Below are 17,922 nucleotides of genomic sequence, written 5' to 3' on the forward strand. Positions count from 1 at the left end.
AGAAGTAAAAGTGTCTTTAAAGTTATATCTAAGTGCAATAAGATAAAAAAACCACTGAAATCATTCTTCAGTGGATTCTTTTTGTTTCTTTGATTCAAGAATTTTACGGTTTTGCTCTATTACTTCTTTATTCATCTCTATTGTAACCTTGATGTTTTCAAGCATTTCTTTATCTTCATTACTGTTAGTTTCAGAATTATTCTTTAGGTGTTCATCTAAGTGGGATGATCTTGTATCTTTAATAATCACTAAATTCACCTCTCATAACTATATTTTTAGTATAAATGATAGAAAGTAACTTTTATATTAAATTTATGTATCATTTTCAGAATTACGTTTATTTAACTCGTATGCTGGGTAAAAACTGGCTGTTTTCGGAGAACGAAATAGATTCTTTTCCAATCTACGACTTCCTGTTCCTACCTTTTATGCATACAAGCTTTATTCTACTGGATTATTTTTGAAACGAAAGCTAAGTAACCCCGTCTAATGATAAAAGGGAGGTGTGACTAATGAGAAAAATAACAATGACTTTATCTTTTGTATTTATCTCAATTATTTTAGTTGGTTGCCAACAAAGTAATGACAAGAAGCTTGATAATGAGGTGTCGAACACGGATAAGCTGGAAACACAGGCCGAAGTCACAGAGGGGGATTTTACCTATCGACTTGTAACCGAGAAAGCAGAGTATAGTGAAAATGAGCCGATAAAAATCTACGCAGAACTAGAATATACAGGTGATAGAGAAGAAATTGAAATTTTCCATGCTGCTTCTCCATTTTATTTTCCAATGGTTGAGATTACGAGAAATTATGAAATTGAATACGGAATGGATATGCCGCTATTAAGTACGACATTAGTTAAGGGAGAACCACTTCGAGGAGAATATGTTGGTAGTGGAGGATATAGTTCCGAAGACAAAAATGAATATAAAGAATTCATGAAACGAGTTATGAATAAAGAATTTCCCGCTGGACATTATGTCGTAAACGGTATTGCAGATTTTGATATTAAAGTTTCAGAGGGGACTGAACTAGAGGAAAAGTATGAATTAGAAGCACAGGTAGGATTTAGTGTTCAATAAGTCAAACAGAGTAGATAGTTGCAGCTTTCTTAAAAAGATAAACATCCCTCTTGAAATGGGGAACCCCTATTCCAAAGGGATGTTTGTTGAGGTGCATTTAAGAGTATGTTAATAAAAATCGATCTCAATATTTTGTACGTTTTTTTGTGCCGTTTTTGGCATCCTTACTTTAAGCACACCATTTCTATAAGTTGCCTTCACACCGTCTCTAGAAACAGGACTTGGTAGGAAGATAGAGCGCTGGAAGCCACCCGCATAACGCTCTTGTCTAAACATGTCTTCTTCTTTTAATTCCGTTGTTTTATTGATGAAACCTCTAATGTTTAACATATTCTGTTCAACAGTTATTTGAATATCGTCGTCCTTTTCTAAACCAGGGATATCGCAAGTAGCGACGACTTCCGTTGCTGTTTCATGTACATCGACTTTCATGCCGCCAAAGCTGCCAAGCATATTGTCGAAAAGATTTAAATCAAAAGGAAAAGTAGAAAACATTCGTTCAAAATCTTTTCTTATATCCGATAAATGTTTAAATGAATCATCAGGTAGTAACGACATTGTAGAAGCCTCCTCTTTACTTTGCTTATATATTATTATGTGTATGTAACCTTAAATTGGTTGGGCGGATATTAATCATTTAATGTTATGGCGATTCTTCGAGATGGAGGTCGTATTCAAGTTTTACAAGGGGACAAGATTAAAATCTATTCAAACGAAGTGAAATTTGAATAAATAAGTAAAAACCGCGCTTCCTCATATTACGGTGAACCTTACCAGTAAGTAAGTACGTTACGGCATAGAAAAAAGAGCTCGTTTTAGGAATCGAGCTCTTTTGTGATTATTTAAAATAGCTTATTTAAAATCAATAATGATCTTTAGCGCTTTTTCTTTAGCAGCGTTTTTGAATGTGTCATAAGCTTCCATAATATTATCGAATGTGTAGTTGTGCGTAACTAGTTCTTCGATTTGAATTTTTCCGTTTACTAACGTTTTTAAAAGCATAGGGATTGTGTTTGTAGATACAAGCCCAGTTGTAATCGTAACGTTACGAATCCAAAGGTCCTGTAATTGTAAATCTACAGGTTTTCCGTGTACACCAACGTTTGCGAGGTGACCACCTGGAGCTAAGATTTTTTGGCATATGTCGAATGTGGCAGGATATCCTACTGCTTCGATTGCAACGTCGACACCTCGGCCACCCGTTATTTCTAAAATTTCTTTTATAGCTGTATCCGCATCTTTAGAGACGATGGTATGTGTAGCACCAAAACGTTTTGATTCCTCTAGTCGGTTTTCGTCTAAGTCCACCATTATAATTGTAGCTGGTGAGTAAAATTGAGACGTTAATAATACGGACATCCCGATTGGACCTGCACCGATAATGGCAATGACATCTCCAGGAGAAACTTTACCGTTTAGTACCCCAATTTCAAACCCAGTAGGTAAAATATCCGAAATCATAACGGCTGCATCTTCGGACATACCTTTTGGAATGTGGTATAGCGAGTTATCAGCGTGTGGAATGTGTACGTATTCTGCTTGTGTACCATTAATGAGATGTCCTAAAATCCAACCCCCATCTTTACAGTGAGCATATAACCCAGTTTTACAGTAATCACAAGTACCACAGGCCGTAACACATGAAATAATAACTTTATCGCCAACTTTAAAGTTTTTCACTCCTGAACCAACTTCTTCTACAATACCGATGCCTTCATGTCCTAAAATTGTTCCCTCTTTACAAGCAGGTACATCACCACCAAGAATGTGTAAATCTGTACCGCAAATAGTCGTTTTTGTTAACTTGATAATGGCATCACTATCATTTATAATTCGTGGCTTCTCAACGTCACGTACTTCTCTTTTTCCTGGACCTGCATAAACTAAAGCTTTCACAATATCGCCTCCATTAATTATCAAAACTTGAAACAATTAAAGTATTGACAAAACAAGGGGAAGTAAACAGCTTTTTAATTTGTTTTTGTTTTGCGGCGAAAGCTTTATCATAATGTGGTTAAGTGAGGTTTTGAAAAAAGCTTAAAGAACACAATTTATTTATGTTCTTTAAGCTTTTTTATTAGATGCTGACGGTAAGATTTATTGGTTGCAAAATTGTTTCAGCGACATCTTCTATTGAGATTTTTTTGGAAGCATATTGCTGCACTTCATTATCACCTACACATACACTATAAGCTGCTTTTTCGAATAAACATTGGTCGTTGCTATCATTTCCAAAAGCAATAAAATCATGGATGTTTAATTTTTCAAGACCAACTACTTTATTAATACCTAATGGACTGATATCAATCGCATTTTCTTTTTTATAAGTTATTATCGAAACAGGTAAATGTTCAAGCTGAGTGATTACTTGTTGTGCAGGATTAAATATGACTAATTTGCAGATTTTGTCCAGCTCTGTAATAGCTAAATTTTTAGCGATAGTTTGGTTAATATTTTTATAAATAGGGTGATCAAAGCTGCCAGTGAATGCATAATCCCATTCGCCATCAGCTAAATAAGTAAGTTGATATGTATGGATAATTTCATGTAGCTGATTTCTTAACTCAGGATCAAAGTATGTAGAGCTAACTTGACCGTTTACTGAAGTGTAACAACCGTTACCACCCACTAATTTACCCTTGATAAATGGGGCTGGAATAACGGAAACTAAATCACGAATTGGTCGTGCAGATGCAAAAATGACTTCATGGCCAGCACTGGATAGTTTGGTTAAAGCATCTATTATTGATGGATGAATCGTTTTTCCATCAAAGCAAAGTGTACCATCAATATCAAAAACAAAGTTCATTCGAATCGCCTCCTGTAAATAGTATAATAAGAAGAAATGACTGCTGAAAGGACAGGTGTCTCCAGTAATGGATTTTAGATAAATTTGCGCAGCATTATATATGAAATATAGAAATGATGTGTTTGGGCATGAGATTATAAGCAAGTATAAATTATTCATACGATGATTATCATCTTAGATATTACACAATTAGAGCATCCGTTATTTGAATCGCTAGAAAGTGTATTAAAATAAGTATATTTCTTTCATCGTTTTGGACTTATTATTATAGAGTATTTGTAATATAAAATAGATAGTGAACTATAATGAACTTAATCGGAGAAATTAAAATGTATTTTTCCAAAATCCAAGTCACATGATGTAAAGTTACATAAAGGAGTTGAAAATATGTTCGAACAAATTGATTTAAAGAAACAGAAATTGGATGAAAAAAGACCGCTACCGAAATATACGGTGCAAAGTTTACGTGAAAAGCTTTTTCTTGAATGGACATACAACTCAAATGCCATAGAAGGCAATACACTAACAATTAACGAAACAAAAGTTGTGTTAGAAGGTATTACAGTTGGCGGTAAAACGATGCGAGAGCATTTAGAAGTGATTAACCATCGAGATGCGATTTCATACGTTGAGGATGTTGTGCATAAAGAAGAGCCTTTTTCGGAATGGCAAATTAAAAACTTACATCGTCTTGTTTTAAAAGGGATCGATGATAGCTATGCAGGTGTTTATCGAGACCAGCAAGTATTTATTTCAGGTGCAGTGCATACACCACCGCCACCATTTAAAATTCAAGAAAAAATGGATGCGTTAATGTCATGGTATGACAGTGAAGCACAAATTTTACATCCAATTGTACGTGGGGCAATGTTACATGCAATCTTTGTTGGCATTCATCCATTTATTGATGGGAACGGTCGTACTTCACGACTTTTATTAAATTTAGAGTTAATGAAGTCTGGTTATCCACCAATTATCATCCGTGTAGAAAACCGATTAGCTTACTATAATGCTTTAGATAAAGCGCATACAACGACGGACTATGATGATTTTGTTGAGCTTGTTGCAAAAGAAGTAGAAGCCTCATTAGATTTATATTTAAGTGCAATATAAAACCGCATGTACTCATATTACGGAGAACCGTATCATAAAAAACACAGAAAACTTAATCTGTGTTTTTTAATATTATAGGTTATTATTTCCTTCCACAAGTATGCCCGTTAGTGCAAGAACGTTTCTTTTATTGATTTAAAAGTCTTGTAATAAAACCATCATCTTCATCCGTCACTAGAAAATCAAACCCTAAATACGCGGCACCGCCAAGTGAAACTGCCCAAAATGCGATGCTTGCTGTCATTAATACTAAAGTTTTTAGGCGTGTACCACCAAAAGTGACAGCTAGTAATGCTGTTAAATGAGTACCTATAAAAAACGGACCGATAAACGCTAAACCTGGTAAACCATATTTATCACGAATTTTCTTCGCACGTTGATGACGTTTAGAATCATTTGTTTCTACATTTGTTTTTCTCTTTTTACGCCAATTACGGATCGAGTCTACAAATATAATAAATAAAGCAACCGTTAATAAATTCCCTAAAATGGAAATAAGAATTACTGGAACTGCCGGCATACCCCCGATAATGGCAATTGGTACGATCATTGTCACTTCAAAAAAAGGAATTGCAGCTAATATAAAAATAATAAAATATGTCCAAATCATTTATAATCCCCCTTACTAAAATTTCATCCTTAAAAATCCTCGAATTTCTTCTTTGCCTTCTGTTTTAATTTAAAACCAAACCGGCCTGTATGCTCATCATTTTTAACTAATAATTGATATGCGGAAAGAATTGTAAGACCACGAACCGATATATAAAGACCAACAGCTATTAAAAATACGAAGATCGGATAATAAGGAACCAAAATGCCCATCTCTAATTTGTTCTCCAGTGCAAAAGCTAAGAATCCCACCGCCAGTAAACAAGCACCGATCACCATTACTCCTGAATATTTTCTTTTAAAGCCTTCGTATCTCCCTGTTAACTCTTTAAAATAATTAGAATCAAATAATAAAACTTCTTTTTTGAGAATGGAATATTGCCCTTGATCAAAACCTAATGTCGCAAAAGAAATGATTCCTAATGTCCCAATGGCAATAATCAAGAGAACCCCTAGCATTGAATTCGTCCCCATAATTAAGTACGGTTCAAACGCCAATGCAAAAAGTCCAAATCCCAACGCAATATGTTTAGCAGTTTTTTGAGTGCTTAATAAAAAACCTTCTGCCATCTCTTTGCTTACATAATAACCTTCTTCATTTCCTTCATTGTTTTCAACAGAATCTTTCAATAAGTAATCAATCGATACCTCAAAAATGTTTCCTATCATTAAGATCTTTTCTGTTTCGGGAAATCCTTGACCGTTTTCCCATTTGCTAATTGCCTGTCTTGAAGTGTTTAGTTTTTCAGCTAAAGCTTCTTGAGAAAATCCTTTTTCTTTTCTTAGCTTAAGTAGTTTTTCACCAAATCCCATTTATTTCAACTCCCTTGTATTTTGTTAGTTATAATGTATAAAAACATGGCCCCTTTTTCTATCACGTGGGGAATGCAAATTGTCAACTTGAGGTTGCATTGTTGTTATAACGGGCTTTTAAAGCCTTTTCCACAAAAAAAGTTTGAAAAGTAATTTACGATAAAAAAATAAATTAAGGAGCCAGTTATTTATCATTATAGGGCATATTGAGGAGTAACTTTAAGTTAAATTGGAAATTTATGTTATGATGAATGAGATTTAAGGAGGCAATTAATGATGAAGATACTTATTGGAATATTAATATTAACGGGATCGATAACGTTATTTTTATTTTATAATCAAAAACAACTGCCGACAGAAGAAGATGTATTTAACATGACGGACAAATGGTCTTTAAGAACTGAAGAGGTCTATTTTGTGAGGGAAATAGATGGGGACTGGTTAACCATGTTTAGAAATAGCCATTCAATTACGGTGGCTCGGTTAGAGCAAAATTGGTTGGGGAATTGGAAGGTGAGAGATGAAGAGGGATATGAATCTACATTAATTTCAACATCTTATCCGCCTAGAGAAGAGGATGAAATTACTTGGGCAAGCTCAGGTTCAAACGGTAAAAGCCTTTCATACTACTTTGGTCAAATTCTCAATCCAATGATTTATCGAATAGAAGTAGAAACTAAGAAAAACGTCTTTGAAGATGCTTTAATCTTTAGTCCCCAAGGATTGCGATTTTTCTTTATTAAATCCGATGAAGATATGTTCTTGCCTGTAAACATTCGGGCATTTTCTGAAGCTGGAGAGTTAATTTATTCTACAGTTAAATAAATTAAAGAGAGTAAATTAATTTAAAAGGTTTTTCAACTAACCAGCATTCACCTGAAACCCATTATACAAAAGAAGCGATTTTTTATGATAGTGATGGCTCTTCTTATGATAAAACATACAAAAGAATGGATTTAAGGAAGTTGTTGAACTAATGAAGAGCATAAGTCACGATAGCGCAATTCTTGAAAAGGAATTGCGCTTTCTTTAGCAATCTGGACACTTTTCATGAATAAGACATAATAAAGGAATTGGATATTTATGTTAAAATCAAGGGGTGGATGTTAATTACACTTTGGTATGGATGAAACGCTTTAGTTCAGGAGGGGAGTTTGTATGGACTTTACAATTCGTAAAATGCAATCAGAAGATATCAAACAAGTACAAGATGTAGCAAAAACAAGTTGGAATGCTACTTATGAAGGAATAATTCCTTTAGAGGTGCAAGAGAAATTCTTGAAAACTGCTTATAGTAATGAAAGAATGCAACAACGTTTAGAGCAATCTTTTCTCTTCGTGGGAGAGAGAGCAGGTAAAATTGTTGGATTCGCTAACTTTTCTCCAGTAAGAGAAGATGGTAAAGCTGAATTAGGTGCTATTTATCTCTATCCTGAAGAACAAGGTAAAGGAATAGGTTCAGCATTGTTACAACAAGGAATCGATAATTTAGACGGTATAAAAGAGATTTATATCAACGTAGAAAAGGACAATAAAATAGGAAAGACATTTTATGAAGCAAAAGGTTTTGACGTTGTGAAAGAATTTGATGATGAATTTGATGGGCATATTTTAAAAACGGTACGAATGGTTTTAAAAGTTTAAATCTAATTGGATAAGCTAGTTTAGTACTCTTTCATCTATTATTACTATTTAAATTCCCGGGAGCTGTTCAATTGACTAATTTATATTTTGTTAGGCACGCACATTCTATATATACACCTGATGAATTAAATAGACCTTTATCGGAAAGAGGTTTTGCTGATGCAGCAGTTGTTACAAAATTATTAAAAACAGAGGAAATTGGTATTGTTGTGTCCAGTCCGTATAAACGAGCTGTTCAAACAGTCAAAGGCATAGCAGAATACATAAATACAGAAGTTGAAATTATAGAGGGTTTGAAAGAGCGTACTTTAACCACAGTCCCAGCCAACGATTTTACTCTTGCAATAACAAAAGTATGGGAGGACTACAATTTTTCGTGGGAGGGTGGAGAGTCTAACAATGTCGCTCAAAAAAGAGGTGTAGAAACCATTTTTAATATATTAGAGAAATACAAAGATGAAAATGTTGTTATCGGAACACATGGAAATATAATGGTTTTAATCATGAATTATTTTGATAGCCAGTATGATTTTTCCTTTTGGCAAAATCTCGATATGCCAGATATATATAAATTAACTTTTAATGGAAAAGTGCTAAAAAACGTAGATAGAATATGGGGAAGAATATAATATAATTGTTCGACAATCCGGCCAGATTGTTGAATAACATTTTTTCTAGGTGATTGTTAGAAAAGATGCGGATTTATAACGATAAGTGATTAGCTATACAATTTTTTATGCAAATTAAAGAACAAGCACAGAAAGTATAAATGTTGCTGGATCATTCGTTTGCGCCATTTGTATAAAAGCTGTATAAGCAATAGTCCTCAAAAAAAAGGCACGAACGTTGATTTTACAACATGTGTGCCATTCTAGTGTCTTCCCTAACTTTGATTTGGGAACGTTATTTCAATTTTCGATACACGAACATACATTGAAAAACTTTTTGAAATGTATCGTGCTAATATAGAAGGAGATTTTCGTTTAAAAAAGGAGCAATCAATTATGTTTTCTAGAGAAAAATTAGAAAATAATCAAGTTTGGTTATATGTTGTCGTCATTCTGTTGGCAGCTGGATTTGGCTTGTTATTTCCTGAATTCGGTACAAAATTAGACGGTACGATTTCTATTATTATTGCGATTTTAATGTATAGTATGTTTTCGCAAATTCCGTTCACATCATTAAAAAAATCATTCTCGAATCGCCGTTTCATTTGGGCGTTACTAACAGTCAATTATATTGCAGTGCCGATTGTGGCATGGCTATTAACAAGGTTATTACCAGACTATCCGCCGTTACTCTTGGGCGTCTTTTTAGTTTTACTTACACCTTGTATTGATTATGTCATTGTTTTTACAGCATTAGGTCGTGGAAATGAAAAACTAATGCTTATTTCTACACCCATTCTCTTTATTACACAAATGCTTTTATTACCGCTATATCTAGTCTTGTTTATTGGAAAAGAGGCAGCCTCGATTGTAGAAATCGGTCCATTTCTTGAAGCCTTTTTAATGCTTATTGTTATTCCTTTAGCAATTGCGATTCTTGTGCAATTGTTTATGAAAAAGTCATCTGTTGCAAATAAAATCATCGACGCTTCAGCTTGGCTTCCTGTTCCATTTATGGCACTTACGCTTTTCGTTATTATCGCTTCTCAAATCGGTAAATTATCAATGTACATAGATGAAATACTCAAGGTAATTCCTATCTATATTCTCTTTATGATGATAATGCCTTTTGTTTCAAAGCTTGTTGCAAAGTGTTTCAAACTGGATGTTCCATCAGGACGAGCATTAATATTTAGTGGCTCCACACGGAATTCACTTGTAGTGCTTCCACTTGCTTTAGCTTTACCTGATAATGTGAGTACAATGGTCGCAGCAATCATTGTGACGCAAACAATTGTAGAAATTGTAGGGGAAATAATTTACATTCGAGTGGTACCGAATATAATTTTGCGTGATAAGGATTCTTTAGAAAACAGTTTATAAAGTATGGATATAAGGTTCCCAAAGCGATGTTTGGGAATATTAATTTCATAAACTTTTGGACGAATAAAGCTAAAGGCATTCGTTATTCAACAATAAGCACTATTCTGTAATAAAAATCGGCGCTCTGTTTCGTTATAGGGCCATATCGTTGATTATAGGTTTGTATTGAAAAAATTTATTAAACGAAAATGAAATAAAGACATACTGTTTTAAATTCAGTGAAATTATGTAAAATGATTTTAGGGGTTAATACTTGAATGTTGTAATTTTAAGTAATACTGATAAAAAGATTAAAGCGAATGATTTAATTAAGTTGTATCAAAATGTAGGTTGGTGGGAGGAAAGAAAACAACAGGATATTGAAGAAATGCTACTAAAAGTAAAATCAGTAGGTGCGTGGAAAGACGATACCCTTATTGGTTTCGCAAGAGCTGTTTCAGACGGAAAGTTTAGAGCGTATATTGAAGACGTAGTTATACATAATTCCTATAGAGAGGAAGGTATAGGAACAAAAATGGTATCAAAATTGTTGGATGAGCTATCACATATCGATGTAATCAGTTTGTTTTGTGAAGAAAAGTTATTACCATTCTACGAGAAGAACGGTTTTAAATACAGCAAATCACAATTTATAATGCATAAGAAATAATCGAGTAAAAAAGTTTAATGCTCAATAACATCTTATTCATTTAATAGAAGCTATAGTTGGAAAAGTATCTTTAACAATCGGGCACGATTCTTTATACGCAAGGCGAAAACAACCAGCATATAAGTTGCTGGTTGTGATTGGTAACTATTTATTTGTTGTTTTTAACTTGTCGGATTTTCTGATTCATTTTTTTAATATCCGTCTCATTTCCGAATTCTGCATTAGAATTCGAACGGGAAGCTTGTCGTTCTTCAGCTTCAATATGTTGGATTATTTGCTTAACTTGGTCACCATCAGTCCCAAATCTTTCATGTGCTTTTTTGTTGTTTACCATGGCTTTCACCTCCTGAATTTAGTCTTTACAGAGGCTTTTTAATTATGCATTTCAAATGATTAATGAAAGGTATTAAAAATTTGGACCATATTGTGGAGTAACTTTTTTTCTTTGGTGATTGTTAGAAAGGATGCAGATTTATAACGATATAAGAAGCGCTATACAAGTTTTTATGCAAATTAAGTATCGTCTCCACCAAGTATAAAAGCTAATTTTAACAATGTTCCAATAAAAAATAGGTAAACGCTGCTACAACAATGTTTACCGATTTTTGTTTTGACAGCAAACTTTTATTTGGAACGTTATAGGGTATGTATAAGTAAATAATTGGTACTGTTAGTTTAATTTTTGGATACTAAAAATTCCACCAAGTTTGGGGATTGATTATATTTAATTGCAGCTTCCTTATCTTTTTCGATAATTGCTTTTGTTAAATCAATATTATTTACACTTGCAATGGCAATTGCATAATGTAAAACATCAACTAACTCTTTTTCTAAGGAAGCATGTAAGTCGATTTTCTTTCGACCTTCTAACTGGTTTAGTACTTCAGCAACTTCACCAATTTCTTCTACTAATTTCATAAATAATGCAGAAGAAGTACGTCCTTCCTTGTATTTTAATGCTAAGTAGTTTTGTAATTCACCAAATGTTAATTGTTCCATATTAATACTCCCTTAAATATACTTTTAATAAATATACCAATAAATTTCCATAATAGTAACTTGTAAAGTGCTAAATAGATTCCCAAAGCGGTGTTTTCCCCAATTATTAGATACAACTAACAGGTGATGGTTTACTTTCCGTTATATAATTTGAATTGAAAAATAGAATAAATTTTACAAATATTGTTATTAGCGTTATGTTCATTATATAAATTTCTAATTGCATAAAAGGGGGAATAGTTAAATGAGGAAACTACTTTTAATTTCTATACTTTTACCGCTACTGACTGCCTGCTCTATTACTTCAAGTAATAATACGGACGAATTTTTAGAAAGTGTTCCATATCCAAAGTCAACAGAGATTTTAGATAAACAGCAAAAGGATGATTATGAAATTGTTTTCTATAAAGATGAAACCGGATTTCGTATTGGATATAAAAAGTTGGATTATGATTATTGGACAAATACTTCCAACGGGGAGATAAATCCAGAAGACGGTTTTGACTGGGTAATGATTAATAACCCAAAAATACCGATAACTTTGTTTGGTGGAATTATTACAAATGAACAAATTACAACTGTTCTTGTAAAACAAAAAACAATAGAGAAAGAATCAACAATTGTTGAAACGAATGAAGGGTTTAGAGGTTGGTATGTTACCTTTGATTCTTTAGAAAATGCAAATCCTGGTGAACCAGACCCATTGAAAATCGAAGCATTTGATACTAATGGAAACATATTGTGGAAAGACGGCGTGTATGAAGATGAGTAAGTAATTAACCTAAATTTTCTAACAAAACCAGCTAATTTGAATTTGCGCGGACGCCTACAAAGGAAACGCTATTTGATTAAAACTCTAGTCGTCATAAACGTATTAAAGTAAAAAGATAAATGAAGAATGAAAAAGATATATCGTTATGTATCTTAAGGGGGAAGTAGTATGAAAAAGTCTTTATTGATTTTTTTAGTAGTAATATTAGGGCTAATTATTTTAAGTGGTCTAATGGCTATTGCATTGTTTTTTAAATATATTTAACTATCTCAAAGGGGTGCAAGTCATATGGATGGATCGCTTATTATCTTATATTTTATAGTTAGTAATCTTTTAGCCTTGTATTTATACCGCAAAAAGAAAATTCAATTATGGATTTCTGGAATCGTTATGGCTCTTTTAGTTCCAGTAATAACCTATAGTTTTATATCATTAGACATTTATTATAGTAATAAAAATACCGGAGATGGTTATAGTGATGCATCTTTTGGGGGAGGCACTATAGCAATAATCCTAGCTCTCAATGCAATTGTTATGTTTGTCATAGGAGTTATTTTAAATATTTTCACATTCATTATAAAGAAACGAAAAGCAAGAGAAAGCCATGTGTTAGAACGATAAAAATACATCCCAAAAGGTATCGGATCACAGATTTCCAACTGTGTTCGATGCTTTTTTACTGAAATTTCTTTCAAGTGTATTTTAATGAAGACAAGGTCTAAATAAAAAGGAGATGCCGTATTCAAATTGAGACATCTCCTTTTTACTATTAATAAGTAGTTACTTTCGCTATTTTTTGTGCCATGTAAATCCAGCGCTGCCACCAGGAGAGGTTATCCTGATATTCTTCCACATCAAGCGTGTAGAGGGCATCTTCATTTTTCCATAGCCGTTCAAAATAACTTTCCATATCCAAGGCAAGCGCGCTATCATTTGGAGCGAGGATGCGGATGTTATTTTCCAGATTGTAATCATCCAATGTTCGTTCTGTATAGTTGGAAGAACCGCTTGAAATGATTGTTTGTTCCGCTGTTTGAATCCAGATGGCTTTTGTATGGTATTGACCGACTACGGTATTGTACCAGCGAATGTTGATCTGTTCCTCTGTATCCCCAAGTAGTTCGTTCACAACCGGTCGATTTGGCAGACCGGACTTTTTCTGACCGAATGAGTTTTCATTTGGATCTAGAATCATATTCACCTGCACACCTCGGTTTACTGCATCGGTTAAGGCGTTGACAATGTCACGCTGGGCAATAAAGAACATGCCTACCCAAATTTTATCTCCTGCTTTTGTCGCCGCTAAATCTTCGAGTAAGGCATCCAAAATCTTCTTCTCGGTCAAATATTGCACTTCATACTGGCCATCACCTTGCTGAGGAATCTCAGCCCTTGGCAATTTCGGACCATCCGACATAAGCGACACCGCCTCTTCTGATTTTAGAATATCGTTTATGATGGGCCCTGTTACTTTTAAAGCAAGATTTCCGTGGAAGCCACTTGCATCATGTGGGTTTGATGATGTGATAATCGCTTCCTTTTCCGAAACGGCCGCTTTACGGTGGTTGGCTTTCACATTGAGCAGTTCTAAGTAAGAGGATAATGTCATTTTTGGTGCTTTGCTCGACATGGCATTGGCAATCCATCCTTTGCCGTCGTTGTCGAACCATTGAAAAAATAATCGGTATAAGCCTGAATAAATCGGTGTGGAATCCCGAAGCGGCTCTAAATTGGTGTAAACAATTTCTACCCCGGCTTCACGCATCTTCTTGAACCACGGGGTTTCATAGGAGCCATAGCCTTTATTTAGCGGATCGGTTATAAATATAACAGGCATATGGGGATTGTTTTTCTTTTTCTCGGTAAGCTTGTCAGAGAGGAGATTTGCGATTGGGGGGAAATCTTCTTTTTCATCGAAATACCCATCAACCAAAAAGAAATCGACAACCACAAATTGTTCGGCTTCATCAATCAATGTATAAACCTCATCAAATATATAATTCTCATGTTTCCGATTGGTCCCTTCTTTGTCTTGTGCATAAGTTAAATCCGTCAGCATTTCAATATTGTCTGTTCTATGCAAGTCTCCTTCATAGGAAATACCATCCGGCAACGGTTTATATGTATGCCATAACATTTCTCCTATATATAGCAAAATCAAAAGAAGTAAAAGAGCGCTTAGAACTTTATATTTGCCACTCCGGCTGTTCCATTTCTTCAGAACTTTTTTCATTCAAATTCCTCCAATACTCTTGCTGTTTTAGTTCCCGTGGAAAAGCAAAGTTAAACAGCGTTAGCTTGCATGGCGCGGGTAATTTTTAAGGGGAAAATGATTTTTAAAACACCATCCCATCGAGCGCTTTTCTGGAATATGAAAAGTGCTTTATTCAATAGCAGGACCATATATTATTAAGTATGTTATAATTTAAATACCAAATATTGGATAAAAAAGTACTGGATATAAGTTAATAAAATCTTCAATCGATGGGGTGATTGTTTGTTAAAAGTATTTTTTTCAGTATTATCCGCATTTCTTTTTCTAGTAATAAGTTCATCGTTTACACAAATGCCTTTTCATTTTGAAAGAAAAATTTTTGATTTGATTATAGGACCTACTTTATACTTACCATTTGGATTAGGTATTATAGGGATAATCTTTGCCATGTTCGGTGTGAAAGGATATGTAAGACTTACATTAGTAGGCTTGAATATATTTGGTTTGATTGGCTATCTTGTTATATTTATTATGGCAACAATAGGTTTTCTAGATCCATAAATTAAATAGAGATCTTCGCGATTCTGCAGTAATATAGATATTTCTCTTATTGAACTTTCTCTAAAAGAGTATAATAGTATTTGTAAGAATATTACAGGCTGTTACGAAGGGGATGCGTCAAGATGTGGGAACAAAAGTTGATTGAAACAACCAGAGGTACTTTCGAATATTTTGTAAAGGGAAGCGGTCAGCCTCTTGCTATTACGCATTTTTACAGTGCGTTTAATGAAAAAGGCAGTTGGTTTGCTAATCCATTCACAGAGCATTATCAAGTATTTTTAATAAATGTCCGTGGTGCAGGTAATTCAGATGGTATTGAAGCGGATGAGCAAATGACTTTAGAAGAAATTATTTTAGATTTAGAAGCGATTCGTGAAGCATTACATATTTCAAAATGGGCTTTTTCAGGGCATTCAACAGGAGGCATGCTTGCCTTACAATATGCTGTATTAAAGCAACAATCTTTAACAAAATGCATTTGCGGTTCCAGTGCAGCAAGTAAAGCTTACGCAGCCCATCCAAATAGCATTTACTGTATGGAAAATAAAAATTTTAATCGGATTATCGAAATAATGGAGAGTTTAAATGATCCGAATACGCCACAAGAAATACGAAAAAAACTGGATTTTGAATGGGCGTTGATGTCCTTTACTAGTGAAGAAAACCTAAAACAGGCCCTCACAATTCCGAATAGTGGGCGTACTGTTGGTCGAGCACTGGATTACTTTAGAAAAGTAGCAGTAAAGTCATTTGATTTACGTAAAGAGCTGCCGACAATTGATGTAGATACCTATGTGTTTGGCGGGAAATATGACGCGCAATGTCCAGTTGAGTTTAGTGTTGAAATTGCTGAGCTCATCCCTAACGCTGAATTAACTATCTTCGAACAATCCAATCACTTTCCGTTTGTTGAAGAAGAGAAAGTATTTAAGGACTTTGTTGAAGAAACTACCAAGACACTTAAGCATGTATAGTATATAAATTAAAGTTAACTGAAAGATCAGGCGCTTTTCTGAATAAGGAAAGTGCTTTATTTAATTAAAGGGCCAGATTGTGGAATAAAATTTTTATTAAAGGTGGATTAACTTTTAGTTGGTAAAAAAGATAATTTTAGGATAATTTGGTAATTAATTTAAAAAATGAAACTTTATGTTATTTTAACCGTATAATTAGTTAGGGACAATACCTAAGGGGGAATTTAAATGCGAACTCATTACTCGCCTCGTCTAATCTTTTTAGTGCTCGCCATAGTAGCCCTTATCAGCATACCTGTTGTTGGAGCAATATTTCCTATGTTCTATGTACAAACATTTTTATTTGATAGATTGGCAATCATACTCTATCCGGAAGAAATCAATTTTAGACTAGTAATGGCTGCATGTTTTATTTTATTTATCGGATTAATGATTCCGGTAATTAAACAGAACAAACTCACTTTTAGCCTATCAAGTATTGTTATTGCAGGTGGACTCTTTGTTTTCTACTTATCGATTTTAAGTTACACATATATAGGAAAAGAACAAGTGGTCTCAAATAAATTATTTGACGAAAAAACGTTTCAATGGTCTGAAATCGAAGAAGTAGTTCTCGAATATTATGTCGATGATATAGGTAAGCATGAAGAATACATTTTCACTTCAGTTGAAGGAGATTCTATTCGAATTCCTTTAAATGGTCAGTTCTTGCACGAAGATAAAAGTGAAATTTATAGGGTAGCTAAAGAAAATAATGTGGAATTTATTGAACGGGAAAAAAAGTAATGCCCTTATACGAACTGCCCCTCCATTGTTAGATTTGGTCTAATAATGGAGGGGCAATTTTTATTAGTAAAGGTATGAGCTATTTATCATGAAGTAAAGTTCTTAACATGATGTTCAACTAAAATTTTCTTCTTCAACAATCGGGCGCGATTCTTCAAAAAGAAGATCGCGTTTTTTCCGTTATAGGGCTATTTAATTGAGGACACTTCTTAAGTAAAATAAAATAGACTATTTATGAAGGGGATTGGGCTATGGAAAAATCAATAAAAAGTGAATTAATTGGGGTATTTGCATATGATGAGGATTGTAAAACATTTAAGGCAAGTAATGGGGAAATACTTTGGACATTAAACATAAGAAATGAATTGGTTGATAAAAATGAGATGATTAAAAGAGCAGAAAAACTTTTCACATTCTTAGAGAAATTCGAGCAAAAGGCTAAAATAGCCATAACAGAGAAATTAATTAATTACAAAAATGATTTTTGGCCCGAGTATGATGAGGATGATGAAAATCTAAATTGGGATGCTGTAGATGCAGGGGAATATGATATAACCAAAGAAGAATTTGCCGAAGCAATTACCCTCTATGCAATTGAAATTAGAGCAGATGATATATACTGTGAATATTATGATGGAGATTTATTTGGTGGACACAGAATACATGCCTATTTTGATAATGATTACAAGTTATTAAATGCAGATGTGTAGTTTTAAATAGCTAAATAGTTTATTTGATATTCAATTATAGGGCGCAATTCTTGAAAAGGAATTGCGTTTTCTTTTGCAGAATTTTTGTTGTTTTCTAATGAGGGGAAAATTTACAAAATCCATCAATTGAAATAGTGGAGGATTAAAGTTAAAAAAGAAGGGATTTTACTAGCTGGTTTGAAATAAAAATAT

22 protein-coding genes are annotated in these 17,922 nt (G+C 33.8%); 13 read left to right on the top strand and 9 right to left on the bottom strand.

Annotation, left to right across the window (positions count from 1 at the left end; translation table 11 throughout):
- Positions 1 to 60: 60 nt before the first annotated feature.
- Positions 61 to 249, bottom strand: a complete 189-nt coding sequence (locus H9635_RS08085; RefSeq protein WP_191699679.1) for a hypothetical protein — start codon at positions 247 to 249, stop codon at positions 61 to 63.
- 263 nt (positions 250 to 512) lie between these two features.
- Between H9635_RS08085 and H9635_RS08090 the strand changes: the two genes are divergently transcribed.
- Positions 513 to 1,085: a hypothetical protein gene (locus H9635_RS08090; RefSeq protein ID WP_191699680.1), complete on the top strand. Its 573-nt coding sequence runs from the start codon at positions 513 to 515 to the stop codon at positions 1,083 to 1,085.
- A 108-nt stretch (positions 1,086 to 1,193) separates the two neighbouring features.
- Here the strand turns inward: H9635_RS08090 and H9635_RS08095 are convergent, their stop codons facing one another.
- From H9635_RS08095 to H9635_RS08105, 3 genes are all read right to left on the bottom strand, one after another.
- Complete coding sequence (locus H9635_RS08095) at positions 1,194 to 1,643, bottom strand: Hsp20/alpha crystallin family protein (protein ID WP_191699681.1); 450 nt, start codon at positions 1,641 to 1,643, stop codon at positions 1,194 to 1,196.
- A 294-nt stretch (positions 1,644 to 1,937) separates the two neighbouring features.
- Positions 1,938 to 2,981 carry a zinc-dependent alcohol dehydrogenase family protein gene (locus H9635_RS08100; RefSeq protein WP_191699682.1) on the bottom strand — a complete coding sequence of 348 codons (1,044 nt, stop codon included), beginning with the start codon at positions 2,979 to 2,981 and terminating at the stop codon, positions 1,938 to 1,940.
- Between the two features lie 181 nt (positions 2,982 to 3,162).
- Entirely contained in the window at positions 3,163 to 3,894 is a 732-nt protein-coding gene (locus H9635_RS08105; RefSeq protein ID WP_191699683.1) for an HAD-IIB family hydrolase, read from the bottom strand.
- Between the two features lie 387 nt (positions 3,895 to 4,281).
- On the opposite strand from H9635_RS08105, the gene H9635_RS08110 reads away from it, so the two are divergent.
- Complete coding sequence (locus H9635_RS08110) at positions 4,282 to 5,007, top strand: Fic family protein (protein ID WP_191699684.1); 726 nt, start codon at positions 4,282 to 4,284, stop codon at positions 5,005 to 5,007.
- 127 nt (positions 5,008 to 5,134) lie between these two features.
- Here the strand turns inward: H9635_RS08110 and H9635_RS08115 are convergent, their stop codons facing one another.
- Together H9635_RS08115 and H9635_RS08120 are read right to left on the bottom strand one after the other, a co-directional pair.
- Positions 5,135 to 5,617 carry a small multi-drug export protein gene (locus H9635_RS08115; protein ID WP_191699685.1) on the bottom strand — a complete coding sequence of 161 codons (483 nt, stop codon included), beginning with the start codon at positions 5,615 to 5,617 and terminating at the stop codon, positions 5,135 to 5,137.
- A gap of 29 nt (positions 5,618 to 5,646) precedes the next feature.
- Entirely contained in the window at positions 5,647 to 6,429 is a 783-nt protein-coding gene (locus H9635_RS08120; RefSeq protein ID WP_191699686.1) for a helix-turn-helix domain-containing protein, read from the bottom strand.
- Between the two features lie 273 nt (positions 6,430 to 6,702).
- Here H9635_RS08120 and H9635_RS08125 point away from each other — a divergent pair, with 273 nt between their 5' ends.
- From H9635_RS08125 to H9635_RS08145, 5 genes are all read left to right on the top strand, one after another.
- A complete protein-coding gene (locus H9635_RS08125) occupies positions 6,703 to 7,254 on the top strand; it encodes a hypothetical protein (RefSeq protein ID WP_191699687.1) in 552 nt (183 codons plus the stop codon).
- 333 nt (positions 7,255 to 7,587) lie between these two features.
- Entirely contained in the window at positions 7,588 to 8,073 is a 486-nt protein-coding gene (locus tag H9635_RS08130) for a GNAT family N-acetyltransferase (RefSeq protein WP_191699688.1), read from the top strand.
- A gap of 71 nt (positions 8,074 to 8,144) precedes the next feature.
- Positions 8,145 to 8,702 carry a histidine phosphatase family protein gene (locus H9635_RS08135; protein ID WP_191699689.1) on the top strand — a complete coding sequence of 186 codons (558 nt, stop codon included), beginning with the start codon at positions 8,145 to 8,147 and terminating at the stop codon, positions 8,700 to 8,702.
- A 375-nt stretch (positions 8,703 to 9,077) separates the two neighbouring features.
- Positions 9,078 to 10,064, top strand: a complete 987-nt coding sequence (locus tag H9635_RS08140; protein WP_191699690.1) for an arsenic resistance protein — start codon at positions 9,078 to 9,080, stop codon at positions 10,062 to 10,064.
- A gap of 253 nt (positions 10,065 to 10,317) precedes the next feature.
- Positions 10,318 to 10,713, top strand: coding sequence for a GNAT family N-acetyltransferase (locus tag H9635_RS08145; protein WP_225231193.1), 396 nt, complete (start codon positions 10,318 to 10,320; stop codon positions 10,711 to 10,713).
- A gap of 148 nt (positions 10,714 to 10,861) precedes the next feature.
- Here H9635_RS08145 and H9635_RS08150 read toward each other — a convergent pair whose 3' ends face one another.
- Positions 10,862 to 11,047: a hypothetical protein gene (locus H9635_RS08150; protein WP_191699691.1), complete on the bottom strand. Its 186-nt coding sequence runs from the start codon at positions 11,045 to 11,047 to the stop codon at positions 10,862 to 10,864.
- A 341-nt stretch (positions 11,048 to 11,388) separates the two neighbouring features.
- The gene (locus H9635_RS08155) at positions 11,389 to 11,712 is read right to left on the bottom strand and encodes a MazG nucleotide pyrophosphohydrolase domain-containing protein (RefSeq protein ID WP_191699692.1); all 324 of its coding nucleotides are present in this window, start codon (positions 11,710 to 11,712) and stop codon (positions 11,389 to 11,391) included.
- A gap of 244 nt (positions 11,713 to 11,956) precedes the next feature.
- On the opposite strand from H9635_RS08155, the gene H9635_RS08160 reads away from it, so the two are divergent.
- Together H9635_RS08160 and H9635_RS08165 are read left to right on the top strand one after the other, a co-directional pair.
- Positions 11,957 to 12,484, top strand: a complete 528-nt coding sequence (locus H9635_RS08160) for a hypothetical protein (RefSeq protein WP_191699693.1) — start codon at positions 11,957 to 11,959, stop codon at positions 12,482 to 12,484.
- 288 nt (positions 12,485 to 12,772) lie between these two features.
- A complete protein-coding gene (locus H9635_RS08165) occupies positions 12,773 to 13,105 on the top strand; it encodes a hypothetical protein (RefSeq protein WP_191699694.1) in 333 nt (110 codons plus the stop codon).
- A 148-nt stretch (positions 13,106 to 13,253) separates the two neighbouring features.
- On the opposite strand, the gene H9635_RS08170 is transcribed toward H9635_RS08165, so the two are convergent.
- Positions 13,254 to 14,717: a phospholipase D family protein gene (locus tag H9635_RS08170; protein ID WP_191699695.1), complete on the bottom strand. Its 1,464-nt coding sequence runs from the start codon at positions 14,715 to 14,717 to the stop codon at positions 13,254 to 13,256.
- A gap of 264 nt (positions 14,718 to 14,981) precedes the next feature.
- On the opposite strand from H9635_RS08170, the gene H9635_RS08175 reads away from it, so the two are divergent.
- The 4 genes from H9635_RS08175 (at position 14,982) to H9635_RS08190 (ending at position 17,730) form a co-directional block, all read left to right on the top strand.
- Positions 14,982 to 15,260, top strand: coding sequence for a hypothetical protein (locus tag H9635_RS08175; protein ID WP_191699696.1), 279 nt, complete (start codon positions 14,982 to 14,984; stop codon positions 15,258 to 15,260).
- Positions 15,261 to 15,382: 122 nt separating this feature from the next.
- The gene (locus tag H9635_RS08180) at positions 15,383 to 16,234 is read left to right on the top strand and encodes an alpha/beta fold hydrolase (protein ID WP_191699697.1); all 852 of its coding nucleotides are present in this window, start codon (positions 15,383 to 15,385) and stop codon (positions 16,232 to 16,234) included.
- Between the two features lie 228 nt (positions 16,235 to 16,462).
- The gene (locus tag H9635_RS08185) at positions 16,463 to 17,020 is read left to right on the top strand and encodes a hypothetical protein (RefSeq protein ID WP_191699698.1); all 558 of its coding nucleotides are present in this window, start codon (positions 16,463 to 16,465) and stop codon (positions 17,018 to 17,020) included.
- Between the two features lie 251 nt (positions 17,021 to 17,271).
- Positions 17,272 to 17,730, top strand: coding sequence for a DUF2262 domain-containing protein (locus tag H9635_RS08190; protein WP_191699699.1), 459 nt, complete (start codon positions 17,272 to 17,274; stop codon positions 17,728 to 17,730).
- The last annotated feature ends 192 nt before the right edge of the window (positions 17,731 to 17,922 follow it).

Source organism: Solibacillus faecavium, assembly GCF_014836905.1.
In the GTDB taxonomy this organism is placed as follows: Bacteria; Bacillota; Bacilli; order Bacillales_A; family Planococcaceae; genus Solibacillus; species Solibacillus faecavium.